Source organism: Micromonospora sp. NPDC049114 (assembly GCF_040648635.1).
Taxonomy (GTDB): domain Bacteria; phylum Actinomycetota; class Actinomycetes; order Mycobacteriales; family Micromonosporaceae; genus Micromonospora.
The window spans coordinates 1298840-1312242 of record NZ_JBEZEA010000001.1 but is presented as its reverse complement, the minus strand read 5'-3'; the positions used below and the strand labels follow the sequence as shown (position 1 = coordinate 1312242).

Below are 13403 nucleotides of genomic sequence, written 5' to 3'. Positions count from 1 at the left end.
CCGACATTGCCGACTGGTCAGCCGAGCGCTGCCACCGTCGCTGTCATGGGCGACGAGGCGTCCGGGGGGAGTTGCGTCGCTGGCGGGTAGTGGGCGCCGTTGAAGGCGACTCGCAGCGTGTACACCGAGGTCCCGGCGGTGACGAACAGGTGGTTGCGCTTCGGGCCGCCGAACGTGAGGTTGGCTGCCGGTTCGGGTAGCAGCAGCTTGCCGATGAGGGTGCCGTCGGGGTCGAAGCAGTGCACGCCGTCCCAGGCCGCCGCCCAGACCCGCCCGACATGGTCGAGACGGAGGCCGTCGAACCGTCCGAAGTCACATTCAGCGAAGATCTTTCCGCCGCCGAGGGTGCCGTCGGCCGTGACGTCGAAGACGCGGATGTGGCTGGGCTCCTGCCGGGTGTCGGCGATGTAGAGCCGCTGCTCGTCGGCAGAGAACGCCAGGCCGTTGGGGCGGGAGAAGTCGTCCGCCACGACGCGTACGTCGCCGCTGGCGGGGTCCAGGCGGAACACGTAGCAGGCCCCGCCGAACTCACTGTCGCCCTTGTTGCCCTCGTAGTCGCCCTGGATGCCGTAGCTGGGGTCGGTGAAAAAGATCGTGCCGTCGGCGCGGACGACCACGTCGTTGGGGCTGTTGAACCGCTTGCCGTGGAACCGGTCGGCGAGCACCGTGACCGTGCCGTCGTGCTCGGTGCGGGTGACCCGCCGGTTGCCCTGCTCGCACGTGACAAGCCGACCCTGACGGTCCACGGTGTTGCCGTTGGCGTAGCCCGAGCCGTGGCGGTAGACACCGACGGCGCCGGTGGTCTCATCCCAGCGCAGCAGTCGGTCGTTGGGGATGTCGCTCCACACCAGGTAGCGGCCCGCCGGGAAGTAGGCCGGCCCTTCCGTCTTACGTGCGCCGCTGTGTAGCCGTTCGACAACGAAGTCGCCGTCGCAGCTGCGAAACCGCTCGTCCAGCAGGCGGAATTCGGCGGGAACAGTGTCGACCATCGCTGCGCCTCCCAAGCGCCGGGGGCTCATTCGGCAGAATCATATCTCTGCCATACGTGATATGGTCAACGGGAATTCCTCCCGAATCATATTCAGTAAGGTGTCCCGGTGGTAGATGACGTCGACCGCGCGCTGATAACGCAGCTTCAGCGCGACGCCACCCAGTCCTACGCGACGCTGGCCAGCGCGGTGGGTCTGTCCGCCGGCTCGGCCCATGAGCGGGTACGCAAGCTGCGCGAACGAGGCGTGATCCGCCGGAGCACCGTAGACGTCGATCCGGCCGCCGTGGGCCGTGGCGTGTCGGCCTTCGTGCTGGTCAGCGCAGACTCCTGGATGGGCGACGCCCCTACCCGGGACGCGCTTGTGGCCATCCCCGAGATCCAGGAGGCGCACATCATCGCCGGTGCGGCGTCCCTGCTGGTGAAGATCCGCACCGCGACCACCGAAGACCTGCAAGCGGCGCTGCGCCGCATCTTCGGCGTCGACGGGGTAACCGGCACCCAGGCCATGGTCGTGCTGGAGACGTTCTTCGAACGCCCGGTGAGCGTGGTCGAGAAGCCCGACAAACCGCGCCCGGTGGATGCGCCACCGCGTCCGGACGCCAGTCGTCAGACCGAGTGAACCAGCGCCGGTGGGGTGAGCAGCGGGCCGTGCGGGACCTTGTCGTCGGCGGTGGGGCCGTGCGAGGTCAGCACCACAGGTGTGCCCAGCTCCGCCCCCACCGCCTCGGCCCAGTCCGCCGGCGGGTCGTCGTACACCGGGCGGGAGCGCAGCAGGCGGTCGGTGAGCGCGGCCTGGCGGTCCAGGTCGCCGGGTGGGCCGGGGTCGAGCCGGTCGGTGGTGTCGTAGCGGCGGCAGATCCGCAGGTCGGGGCCGGCCAGGTCGAGGTGGGTCAGGGCCAGGCCGTCCACGCCCCCGGCCGCGGCGAGGGCGTACCGGTGGGCGACCGCGTCGAAGTGGCCGAACCGGAACCGGCCCTGCCACGGGTTCGTCGGGTTGTGCGGATCGGTCAGCGCCAGGCTCGGGTCCTCGGTCACCAGCGGGCCGGCCCCGTGCCGGGTGGTGACGATCCGCAGCACCCCGAGCCGGGTCAGGTCGCCGGCCCGGCCCGCCTCGGCGAGCAGGCTGTCGACGTTGGCGAACGTGGTGGTGCTCCACGTCGTGTACGGGTGGAAGCCGTGCCACTCGTCGAGCAGCACGCCCTGCGCGCCCTCGAAGACGCAGGTCCCGGCACGCAGCGCCCCGGCCAGCCAGCTCCCGTCGACGATGGCGACCCGCCCGGCGAACCCGGTGAACGCGGGCAGGCAGTCATCGACAGGTGGCGCGTCCAGCGGGCCCAGCTCGGCGGTCAGCCGGTCCCGCAGGGCAGTCAGCCGGCGGCGCAGCTGCGCGGGGCGGTGGCAGTCGGCGACGCGGGGCGCGTCGTCGGGGTGGGCGAGACCGTACGCGACGGCCTCACCCACCCCCAGCCCGCAGGAGCCGTGCCGGTCGGCGCCCCGGGCGATCTCGCGGGCGCGGTTGGCGGCCCGGTGGTACGGGGTGGCGAGCAGCGCGTCGGCGTCGACGGTCAGCCGGTCGAGCGCGTCGGGCACCCCGATCGTGGCGAGATGGTCGGCCTCGGCGGCCAGCGCCAGCGGGTCCACCACCACGTGCCGGGACAGGTGCGTACCGACACCGGGATGGAACGTGCCCGCGCCGAACTGCGCGAACGTGTGGTGCCGCCCGTCGCGCAGCACGACGTTGTGCGCCGCCTGCGCGCCCCCGTTGAAGCGGACCACCGTGTGCACCGGGCGGGTGGCGCAGAGCCAGTCCACGACCGTGCCCTTGCCGGCGTCGCCGAAGCCGAGGTCGACCACCGCCACGTGATTCACAGCCGGGTCACCCCGCCGGTGGTGTCGCGGAACGCCGGCAGCGTCGACACCTCGGCCCGCCGCCCCCGGCCGAGGCGGGCCAGGGCCTTCGAGACGGTGCCGGTGGCGCTGGAGCCGGCGTGGTCCAGGTGGCGAAGGCCCTCGTCCAGGTCGATGGCCTGCTCGCCGAGGCCGATGGTGAGCGCGATGGTCTCGCAGACGGCGTCGAGGTCGTCGAGCACCACGGCGTTCTGCCCGAAGAGGTCCCGCCAGAAGTCGAGCACCTTGGCGTTGCCGGCGTAGTGGCTGCCGGCGGGGAGCAGGTAGTAGGTGTCCCAGCGGCGGGTCACCTCGTCGACGACCTGCCGCAGCGGCACGTCCTCGGCGAGGTTGTCGCCGATCAGCCCGGCCACCTCACGAGCCTTCACCTGCGGGTACGCCAGCTCGTCGCCGATGATGAACAGGTAGCCGCGCCGGCCGCGCTTCTCCCAGTTGTCGGTGACGGTGTGCCGGGCCATGAAGTACAGGGCCAGCTCGTACGACTCGCTCATCTGCCCGCCACCACCGCCTTCGAGGACGATCCGGCCGAGGTCGTCGTCCATCCGGTTGTCCGACTCGAACTGGCCGACCTGCAACGGAACCCGGTCGCAGGTGGCGTCGCCGATCGCGCCGAACATGATCTGCGGGTCGCTGGCGTACCCCTGCCGTTGCAGCAGCCCGAGCAGCTGCGGCAGCTTGGTCTGCAGGGCGCGCGGCACCCTGCGCATGGAGCCGGTCACGTCGAAGAGCACAGCGATGGGCGTCGATCGCGGGTGCTCGTCGGAGTCCCGGCTCTCCCGGCTCGCGTCGCGGGGGTCGAGCGCGGGGTGCACGGTGCGCGCCCCGCTGTCGCTGTAGGAGAAGGCGCTCCGGCCGGTGGACCGGCGGTAGCGGTCGGCGGCGTCGTACACGTCGGTGGACCAGATTCCACTGCCCATGACAGCTCCTTAGGGGGTGAGGGTGAAGGGTCGGAAGGTGCGTGGCCCGTAGAGCCGGTCCAACACCTGGTCGAGTTCGCGCAGCAGTGCCCAGGCGTCGTCCGGTCGGGCGTCCAGGGCCCGCTGTCGGCAACCCTGAACGAAGGCGTGCAGCTCGCGGGGGGCGCGCGGGCCCATCAGCCAGCTCATGCAGCGGCTGGCCATCGCGATGTCGGTGCCCGGGCCGCAGGGCCGCTTGCCGGGGACCTCCTGCGGATACCAGTCCTGGTGGCCGGGCACCATGGCCGGGATCGTGCTGCCGACGGGCGCGGAGAAGCACCAGTCGACAAGCACCACGCCGTGTGCGGCCGGCTCGATCAGCACGTGTCGCGGCAGGACCGCGCCGTGCACCACGCCCGCCCGGTGGGCCAGGCCGAGCACCACCAGCAGCCGCCGCCACATCCAGGCCACGTCCCGGGCGTCCAACCCGTCGGGGTACGCGCGTCGCACCTCGTCGAGGTCGTGCAGGCCCGGCGCGGTGGCGAGCACGGTGATCCGCCGTTCGGCACCGGAGGTGGCGTCGCGGTGCGCGAACTCGTCGACGAGCCGAGGCACGTACGGCAGGTAGCGCGGATCGCCGCGCTCGGCGATGGTGCGCAGGGCGTGCGCCTCGCGGGCCATGAGGTCGTTGTCGGTGGGTCGTCGGGGGAGTTTGAGCAGGCGGTCGTCGCCCACGTCGTAGAGGTCGGCCAGGTCACCCGAGTGAGCAGGCGTGCCGAGGCGGTAGTCGCCGAGGACTGTGACCTGCCGGGCCTGCCACCGGGTGGTGACGTGGATGAACGCGTCGAGGGCTTCGGCGCGTACCGCCGGGTCGGCCGGCAGGCGGTCGGGGTGCAGGGCCGCGACCAGCTCGCGGTAGCGGCGGGCCGGCTGGTCGGCGCCGAACAGGTCGGCGTCGGTGCGGGCGGCCGCGACCAGGCCGATGGCCTCGGTGGCCCTCACCGCACGGTCTCCTCGCGGGCGGGGCGCAGCAGCGCCGGGTGCAGCAGGCGGGCGTCGCCGGCCCGGTAGAGCCGTGCGCGTGGGCCGCCTCGGGCACCGCCGCGCTCGGTGCTGGCGCCGGTGCTCTCCACGAACCCCGGCACGGAAAGCACCTTGCGGTGGAAGTTGCCGGCGTGCAGCGGGTGCCCCCAGACCGTCTCGTAGACGGCGCGCAGCTCGCTGATCGTGAACTCGGCGGCGAGGAAGCGGGTGGCGAGCGGCGTGTACTCCAGCTTGGACCGGGCCCGCTCCAGCGCGTCGTCGATGATGCGGCTGTGGTCGAAGGCGAGCTGCCGGCTGGTCAGCGCGGTCACCGGCAGCCAGATCGCCTCGTCGGCGTCGGTGCCGGCGGCCGGGTCCGGCAGGTCGGGTGCGAACGCGAGGTGGGCGATCGAGACGATCCGCATCCGCGGGTCGCGGTCCGGGCCGCCGTAACTGCCCAACTGCTCCAGGTGTACGCGTCGCAGCGCCTCCCCGCCGAGCCCGGTCTCCTCGGCCAGCTCGCGTCGAGCGCCGGCGGCCAGGTCCTCGTCGGGGCGGACGAAGCCGCCGGGCAGCGCCCAGTGCCCCGCGAAGGGCGCCTCGCCGCGTCGGATCAGCAGCAGGTGCAGCGCTTCGTCGCGGATGGTCAGCGCCACCACGTCGACTGTCACGGCGACCGACGGGTAGGCCCGCGGGTCGTACGCGGCCAGGAAGTCCTGCTCGTTCATCGGGTCTCTCTCATCTTGAGATTATCTCGCTCTGAGAACAACTTAGCGCATGCGAGCACCCCTGCCAAGAGGGGCGCTCGTCAGCGCACGAGACCCGCCAGGTGCGGCCGGCCGCGCGAGTCGTGCAGGGCGAATGCCCCGTCCGGCAGCAGGGTGAAGTTCACCGTGCTCGGCAGCGGTACGGGCAGCTTGAACGCCACCTCGACGGTGCAGGCGTCCGGCAGCCGCGTCTCCAGTGCCGCGAGACAGCGCGCCTTGCTCCACATGCCGTGCGCGATCGGCCGGCGGAAGCCGAACAGCCGCGCCCCGAGCCGGGAGGTGTGGATCGGGTTGTGGTCCCCGGAGACCCGCGCGTACTCGGTGCCCACGCGGGGTTCGACCCGCCAGCGGGCCGTGGCCGTGGGCGCGGGCGGACGCTCGCCCCGATCGCGCCCACCGGGTGTGCGGTCCCGACCCAGGTACGTCGAGACGCCGCGCCACACCTCCTCGCCGTCGACCGAGCCGACCAGCACCACGTCCACCTGCCGCCCCCGGTCGTGCGGGCGCAGGTCCTGGGCGAACGTCGTGAAGTCGAGGGCCTCGTCGGCCATGATCGGGCGGTGCGTGGTGATCCGGTTGCCGACGTGCACCACACCGGTCAACGGGATGGGAAAGCCCGGCGCGGTCATCAGTCGCAGGGTCAACGGAAAGCCCAGGACGTGCGGGTAGGTCGCGGGCAGCCGATCGGTGAGCCGGAACCCGCAGACCCGGTCGTAGTCGGCCAGGTGGGCGCGGTCGGTCCGCATCCCGGCCACGGTGAACTCGACCGCCGGCAGGTCCGCCCCGCGCCGCCCACCGAGTCCGGGCAGCGCGCCGAGCGCGGCCCGCCGGTACAGCGCGCCGGGCGCGGGCATCCGGGGCAGTTCGACGCGCTCTCGGCTGCCCGGGCCGGCCGATCCGTGGCCGCTGAGCTCGCTTGTCACCTGGGCCGCCGACGCGCTCAGGTCGTGCGTCCGCTCGTCGGCGTCGAGGGCCTGCGGCCGGCGGATCGCGTCCAACGTCTCGGACGACAGGATCTCGGTCGGGCCCTCGATCAGCTCGTGGACCGACAGGTCGTCCGGCTCTCTCCGTTCGCCCATCACGCCCCCAGCAGGCTCTGGCCACAGACCCGGACGACGTTGCCGCTGACCGCGCCGCTGGCCGGCCAGGCAAGCCAGCCGATCGTCTCGGCCACGTCCACCGGCAGCCCGCCCTGGGCCAGGCTGTTCATCCGCCGGCCCGCCTCCCGGACCACCAGCGGGATGCGCGCGGTCATCTGCGTCTCGATGAAACCCGGGGCCACCGCGTTGACACTGATCCCCCGGTCACGCAGGGCCGGGGCGAGCGAGTCGACCAGGCCGATCACGCCGGCCTTGCTGGTGGCGTAGTTGGTCTGCCCCCGGTTGCCGGCGATCCCGGCGATCGAGGAGACGCCGATGATCCGCCCACCGGCCGGGATCAGCTCCCGCTCCAGCAGTACGTCGTTGATGCGTTCCTGACTGGACAGGTTGACGTCGATGACCTGGTCCCACCGGTCGGCGTCCATCCGGCCGAGCGTCTTGTCCCGGGTGATGCCGGCGTTGTGCACCACCACGTCGACCCGGCCGTGCCGACTGGCCAGGTGGTCGGCGAGACGGGTCGGCGCGTCCGGCGCGGTCAGGTCGAGTTGGACTGCCGTACCGCCGATGTCGTTCGCCACCGCGGCGAGGGCGTCCCCGGCCGCCGGGATGTCCAGGGCAACCACCTGTGCGCCGTCGCGGGCGAGCACCTTCGCCAACGCCGCGCCGATGCCCCGAGCGGCCCCGGTGACCAGCACGACCTGCCCGTCCAGCGGGCGGTCCCAGTTGGCCGGCGCGCTCGCCCCGCCGGCGCCGACCCGGATGACCTGCCCCGAGACGTACGCGGACCGGCCGGACAGGAGGAACCGCACTGTCGATTCGAGGCCGGTGCCGGTGGCGTCGCGGGTCACCTGGACGAGTTGGGCGGTGGTGCCGCGACCGAACTCCTTGCCGATGCTGCGGACCAGCCCTTCCAGGGCGCGCTGTGCGGTCGCCGCACGTGGCGTCGGGCACTCGCCGGGCGGGGTGCCGAGCACGATCACCCGGCCACTGGGCAGCAGGGCCCGGGCGTGCGGGTGGAAGAAGTCGTAGAGCTGGCGCAGTTGCGTCGAGTCGGTGATCCCGCTGGCGTCGTACACCAGGGCGCCGAAGCGGTCCTGCGCTGCGGCCGTGCCGGTGTCCCGCAGCTCGACCCCGGCGGCGGTCAGGATTGTGGTGACCTGCTCGGCGAGCCGGCCGCCGTCGGCCGCGCCGAGCAGCGCCGGCCCGGGCAGCAGCGGGTCGCCGGGGTGGTGTCGGCGCAGTCGCGGCGGGTCGGGCAGCCCGAGGCGCTTGACCAGCGCGCGGCCGGCGGCCGATTGGACGAAGCTCGCGTACCTGTCGGTCATGGGCGTAGCCTACTGGCGAGTAGGGTTCGAGCAACACTTGTCGAGGAGGCGGATCGTGCAGAGCATCCGGCGGGTCGCGGTCATCGGGGGCAACCGCATCCCCTTCGCCCGTTCCAACTCCCGCTACGCGGACGCGTCAAACGCGGATCTGCTCGGCGCGGCGCTGGACGGTCTGATCGCCCGCTACGGGCTGGCCGGGCAGCGGGTCGGCGAGGTGGTGGCCGGGGCGGTGCTCAAGCACTCCCGCGACTTCAACCTCACCCGCGAGGTGGTGCTCGGGTCCCGGCTCGACCCGCACACCACCGCGTACGACATCCAGCAGGCCTGCGGCACCGGCCTGGAGGCCGCGATCCTCGTCGCCAACAAGATCGCCCTCGGGCAGCTCGACGTCGGCATCGCCGGCGGTGTCGACACGACCTCCGACGCGCCGCTCGCGGTCAACGAGGAGATGCGGCGCACGCTGCTCAAACTCAACTCCGCCCGGACGGTCGGCCAGCGGATGAAGATCGCCGCGAAGCTGCGCCCGCTCCAGCCGTTCAAGCCGGAGATCCCGCGCAACGCCGAACCGCGTACCGGCCTGTCGATGGGGGACCACGCCGCCCAGACCGCGCTGCGCTGGCAGATCGACAGGCGCGCGCAGGACGAGCTGGCCCTGCGCTCGCACCAGCGGTTGGCCGCCGCGTACGACAGGGGTTTCTTCGACGACCTGATGACGCCCTACCTGGGGCTCACCCGCGATCAGAACCTCCGCCCAGACACGAGCGTGGAGAAGCTCGGCACGCTCAAGCCGGTCTTCGGCACCCGCGGGCCGGACGCCGAACACGCCACCATGACCGCAGGCAACTCGTCGCCGCTCACCGACGGCGCGTCCACGGTGCTGCTGGCCAGCGAGGAGTGGGCCGCAGCGCACCACCTGCCGGTGCTGGCCTGGTTCAGCTGGTCCGAGACGGCGGCCGTGGACTTCGTGCACGGCGACGAGGGGCTGCTGATGGCCCCCGCGTACGCGGTGCCCCGGATGCTGGCCCGTGCCGGGCTGACGCTGCAGGACTTCGACTACTACGAGATCCACGAGGCGTTCGCCTCGCAGGTGCTGGCCACCCTCGCCGCCTGGGAGTCGCCGGAGTTCTGCAAGGACCGACTCGGCCTGGACGCGCCGCTGGGCGCGATCGACACCGACCGGCTCAACGTCAACGGCTCGTCGCTGGCCGCCGGGCACCCGTTCGCCGCGACGGGCGGGCGGATCGTGGCGACGCTGGCCAAGCTCCTGGCCGAGAAGGGCGGCGGACGCGGGTTGATCTCGATCTGCGCGGCCGGCGGCCAGGGCGTGACGGCGATCCTGGAGCGCTGACGGGCGACGCCCGCCCGGTTCTGTGCCGGGCGGGCGTCGTGTGTCGTGGACGGCTCAGCCGACTGTGAACTTCTCCCAGATGCCGATGGCCGGGCGATTGGCGATCAGTGGCTTCGACCCGGCGCCGTCTGCGGTGACGTAGCGGCCGTTGACGACGGCCTTGAAGCTCACCGTGCCGTCGCTGTTGCGGGTCATGGTGAACCGCTCCCAGGCGCCGACCGTGGGCCGGTTCGCGATCAGGGGTTTGGTGCCGGCACTCTCGGCCGTGACGAAGCGGTTGTTGGCGCGGGCGAAGAGGCCGACCTGACCGGCGCCGAGGTCGACCACGTCGAACCGCTCCCACGCGCCGGCGGTCGGCCGGTTCGCGATCAGCGGCTTCGCACCTGCGCTCTCGGCCACGACGTAGCGGCCGTTGACGCTGGCCTTCAGAGACCTGTTCGCGTCCGCGACCGGCACCTGGTGGAACTTCTCCCAGGGGCCGATGGCGGGTCGGTTGGCCGACAGGGCGACGGCTCCGCCGGGCTCGGCGGCGACGTACAGCCCGTTACTCGCCTTGAGGCTGACGGTGCCGTCGCTGTTTCGGACGACCGTGAACGCTTCCAGGGTGCCGACCAGCTGGCTGGTGGCGTTCAGCGTTGCCAGGTCGGATGGAGTCTGGGTGACGTAGAGGCCGCTGGCCCGGGACAGGAGGGCGACCTGACCGTTGCCGGCGTCCGCCAGGTCGTACTGCGCGGTCGCCGTCAACCCGACCTGGTTGGGCAGGAGGTTCGGCGCGGTGGTGCCGACGTAGCGGAGGTTGGACAGGGCGAGCAAGCCCACGGTCGCCGTCCGCCGCAGCACGCTCACCTTCTTGGTGCTGCTGCCCGACAGGCCGTCGGCGCCGCTGACGCTGACGGTGACGTCGTAGGTGCCCGGCGTGGCGTACTTGTGTGTGACGCGCGGGCTCGCCTGGCTGACGGAGGTGCCGTCGCCGAATGTGAACTCGTATCGATCGATCGGGACGAAGCCCGGCTGGGAGGCGGAGGCGTCCAGGCTGACCGTGCTCGTGCCGAGGTCCAGGGTCGCCTCGAAGGACGACACCGGATGCTTGGCCGGCTCCGTCGCGCCACGGTCGGCGTACGTGATCGGGCCGGCGCCGGTGTTCGGCACGGCCGGGTCGTCACGACGTGACAGGCCAGCGGTGTCGACTTCCTGGTAGCCGGGTGCCGCTGAGTTCGCCGAGTCGACGTTGTCCTGATTTCTCGTCGTTTCCCGGTCGTGTGCGGCCTGCCCGGAAACGGTGCGGAACCGGGTGAGCCCCATCAGGGTGCCGTTCCAGGAGTAGCTGGGCGCGGACGCGGCCCAGTGCCAGACGTTGTTGTACTCGATCACCGTGCCGGCCGGTGCCTCGTCGTAGACCCCGACCTCGACTCCTACGGGGGCCTGTCGATCGCAGTAGACCTGGGAGAAGGCGCCGTTGTTGCGGAGCACGTTGTTCTGGATCGAGACGCGGGAGGACGCCCCGTCGATCCGGACGCCGCCGAGGCAGCGATCCTGGATGTCGTTGTTCGCGATGGCCGTACCCGTGGCTCCGCGGTTGTGGATGCCGTAACCGATCCCGCCGAGAATTCGGTTGTTGGCCACCACCGTGTCGGAGGCGCCAGGGCCCACCTCGATGGCGGGGCCGGAGAAGCCGCCAACATCGCTGCCGAGGATGGTGTTGCGTGGCCCGTCGACGCGGATGCCCACGCTCCCCTCGGTAGCGGCTTGGATCGGCGTGGCGGACACCAGCACGTCGTCGACGACCACCCCGCTGGTGGCAGCATCCATGGTCAGCCCGCCGGGGAGGGCAGCTCCGGTGGCCCTGACCTCTTCCAGCAGCGCTCCCGTCACGTCGACGAGTCGGATGGCGGGCACCGTCGCGACGGCCGCCATCGTGAACCTGCCGCCCGCGACCAAAATGTTCGAGGCGTTGCGTAGGTCGAGGGCTGGCACGTCGGCCGCCCCGCTGACGTTGAACCCCTCGATGTGGATGTCGTGTTGCCCGTCGACGACCAGGCCGGCGGTCGGCCCGACAAGCGTGACCGACGCCCCGGAGGTCCTGGCGATGAAGGCGATCGACGCCTCCGGCGTGCCGCTGCGGGTGACGGTGACCCGCTCGGCGTAAAGGCCGGCGTCGACGTAGACCGTCGTGCCGGCGGTCACCACGGCAGCGGCAGCACCGATCGTGCAGAACGGCGCTGCTTCGGATCCGGGCCCCTGGTCGGAGCAGTTGGCGGCAGCCTTCTTGACGTAGAAATCCGTTGGTTCGACCGCTTGGGCGGGTCCGCCCGTCGCCAACAGGGTGCCGCCGGTCACCGCGGTCACGGTGAGACCGGCGAGGAGATTCTTGCGCATGCGTGCCCTCTGTCGAGGTGGAGGATCCGGCGTCGCCGGAGTCGGAGGGAAAAGATGATCCACTACCGGTGGGTAGCGCACGATCCTGGGCGACAAAACGGCCACGCGGTCCCACCGGCACCCGTGGTGGCCTCCTGGCCGGCCGGACCGCCGGGTAGGAGAGAATGAGGTACGTGACGACGATCCCGAACGTGCTCGCCAACCGGTACGCCTCGCCCGAGTTGGTCGCCCTCTGGTCACCGGAGGAGAAGGTCCGGATGGAGCGGCGGCTCTGGCTCGCCGTGCTCCGCGCACAGCGCGACCTCGGGGTGCCCGTGCCGGACGGTGTGGTCGAGGCGTACGAGCGGGTGCTCGACCAGGTCGACCTCGCGTCGATCGCCGAGCGGGAGCGGGTCACCCGGCACGACGTGAAGGCCCGCATCGAGGAGTTCAGCGCGCTCGCCGGGCACGAGCACGTGCACAAGGGGATGACCTCCCGCGACCTCACCGAGAACGTCGAGCAGCTTCAGGTGCGCGCCTCGCTGGAGCTGATCCGGGACCGGGTGGTGGCCACCCTCGCGCGGTTGGCGTGGCTGGCGTACGAGCACACCGAGCTGGTGATGACCGGCCGTTCGCACAACGTGGCGGCGCAGGCCACCACGTTGGGCAAGCGCTTCGCGTCGGCGGCGGAGGAGCTGCTGATCGCGTACGAGCGGCTGGAGGACCTGATCGCCCGCTACCCGCTGCGCGGGATCAAGGGCCCGGTCGGCACGGCCGCCGACCAGCTCGACCTCTTCGACGGCGACGCCGACAAGGTGGCCGAGCTGGAGCGACGCGTCGCCGAGCACCTGGGCTTCGCGCGGGTGCTGGACAGCGTCGGGCAGGTCTACCCGCGCTCGTTGGACTTCGACGTGCTGTCGGCGCTGGCGCAGACCGCCGCCGCGCCGTCGTCGCTGGCGACCACGATCCGGCTGATGGTCGGTCAGGAGCTGGTCACCGAGGGCTTCAAGCCGGGTCAGGTCGGCTCCAGCGCGATGCCGCACAAGATGAACACCCGTTCGTCGGAGCGGGTGAACGGCTTCGCCGTGATCATCCGGGGTTACCTGTCGATGGTCGGCGAGCTGGCCGGTGACCAGTGGAACGAGGGGGACGTGTCCTGCTCGGTGGTCCGCCGGGTGGCCCTGCCGGACGCGTTCTTCGCCGCCGACGGGCTGTTCCAGACCTTCCTGACGGTGCTCGACGAGTTCGGGGCGTACCCGGCGGTGATCAACCGGGAGTTGGAGCGGTTCCTGCCGTTCCTGGCGACCACCAAGATCCTGGTGGCGGCGGTGCGGCGCGGCGTCGGCCGGGAGGTCGCGCACGAGGTGATCAAGGAGCACGCGGTAGCCGTGGCGCTGGCCATGCGCGAGAAGGGCGCCCCGGAGAACGACCTGTTCGACCACCTGGCCGCGGACGGCCGCCTGGGCCTGACCCGCGCGGACATCGACACCCTGGTCGCGGACCGCTCCGCCTTCGTGGGAGCGGCACGATCCCAGGTGGAATCGATAACCCGCCGCATCACCAAGGTCGTGGAAACCCACCCGAACGCGGCAACCTACACCCCACCCCCCATCCTGTAGTAGCCACGCCTTCCCTTGTTGATCAAGAGGTTTGCGTCATCTTTGATCTCCTGAATGACGCAAACCTCTTG

General features: G+C 71.7%; 11 protein-coding genes. 3 read left to right on the top strand and 8 right to left on the bottom strand.

Translation table 11 applies throughout. From position 1 onward, the window contains the following. Positions 1-17: 17 nt before the first annotated feature. Complete coding sequence (locus tag AB0B39_RS06255) at positions 18-989, bottom strand: SMP-30/gluconolactonase/LRE family protein (protein WP_357573638.1); 972 nt, start codon at positions 987-989, stop codon at positions 18-20. Between the two features lie 108 nt (positions 990-1097). Here AB0B39_RS06255 and AB0B39_RS06250 point away from each other — a divergent pair, with 108 nt between their 5' ends. Beyond that, positions 1098-1610: an Lrp/AsnC family transcriptional regulator gene (locus AB0B39_RS06250; protein ID WP_357573637.1), complete on the top strand. Its 513-nt coding sequence runs from the start codon at positions 1098-1100 to the stop codon at positions 1608-1610. Here the strand turns inward: AB0B39_RS06250 and AB0B39_RS06245 are convergent. From AB0B39_RS06245 to AB0B39_RS06220, 6 genes are all read right to left on the bottom strand, one after another. Continuing rightward, complete coding sequence (locus tag AB0B39_RS06245) at positions 1598-2860, bottom strand: adenylosuccinate synthetase (protein WP_357491442.1); 1263 nt, start codon at positions 2858-2860, stop codon at positions 1598-1600. The two genes, AB0B39_RS06250 and AB0B39_RS06245, sit on opposite strands and share 13 nt — an antisense overlap. Next, positions 2857-3816, bottom strand: coding sequence for a hypothetical protein (locus AB0B39_RS06240; protein WP_357573636.1), 960 nt, complete (start codon positions 3814-3816; stop codon positions 2857-2859). The genes AB0B39_RS06245 and AB0B39_RS06240 overlap by 4 nt, the downstream gene beginning before the upstream one ends. A 9-nt stretch (positions 3817-3825) precedes the next feature. Continuing rightward, the gene (locus tag AB0B39_RS06235; protein ID WP_357573635.1) at positions 3826-4797 is read right to left on the bottom strand and encodes a serine/threonine protein kinase; all 972 of its coding nucleotides are present in this window, start codon (positions 4795-4797) and stop codon (positions 3826-3828) included. Beyond that, entirely contained in the window at positions 4794-5546 is a 753-nt protein-coding gene (locus AB0B39_RS06230; protein ID WP_357573634.1) for an NUDIX domain-containing protein, read from the bottom strand. The genes AB0B39_RS06235 and AB0B39_RS06230 overlap by 4 nt, the downstream gene beginning before the upstream one ends. Before the next feature lie 80 nt (positions 5547-5626). Then, the gene (locus AB0B39_RS06225) at positions 5627-6664 is read right to left on the bottom strand and encodes a MaoC/PaaZ C-terminal domain-containing protein (RefSeq protein ID WP_357573633.1); all 1038 of its coding nucleotides are present in this window, start codon (positions 6662-6664) and stop codon (positions 5627-5629) included. Then, a complete protein-coding gene (locus AB0B39_RS06220) occupies positions 6664-8010 on the bottom strand; it encodes a 3-oxoacyl-ACP reductase (RefSeq protein ID WP_357573632.1) in 1347 nt (448 codons plus the stop codon). The genes AB0B39_RS06225 and AB0B39_RS06220 overlap by 1 nt, the downstream gene beginning before the upstream one ends. Before the next feature lie 55 nt (positions 8011-8065). Here AB0B39_RS06220 and AB0B39_RS06215 point away from each other — a divergent pair, with 55 nt between their 5' ends. Next, positions 8066-9358 (top strand): acetyl-CoA C-acetyltransferase, encoded by a 1293-nt coding sequence (locus AB0B39_RS06215; protein ID WP_357491430.1) that lies wholly within the window; start codon positions 8066-8068, stop codon positions 9356-9358. A 54-nt stretch (positions 9359-9412) separates the two neighbouring features. Here AB0B39_RS06215 and AB0B39_RS06210 read toward each other — a convergent pair whose 3' ends face one another. Next, complete coding sequence (locus tag AB0B39_RS06210; protein WP_357491428.1) at positions 9413-11734, bottom strand: PKD domain-containing protein; 2322 nt, start codon at positions 11732-11734, stop codon at positions 9413-9415. Between the two features lie 173 nt (positions 11735-11907). Between AB0B39_RS06210 and purB the strand changes: the two genes are divergently transcribed. After that, the gene (gene purB, locus AB0B39_RS06205; protein ID WP_357573630.1) at positions 11908-13332 is read left to right on the top strand and encodes an adenylosuccinate lyase; all 1425 of its coding nucleotides are present in this window, start codon (positions 11908-11910) and stop codon (positions 13330-13332) included. Positions 13333-13403 lie beyond the last annotated feature (71 nt).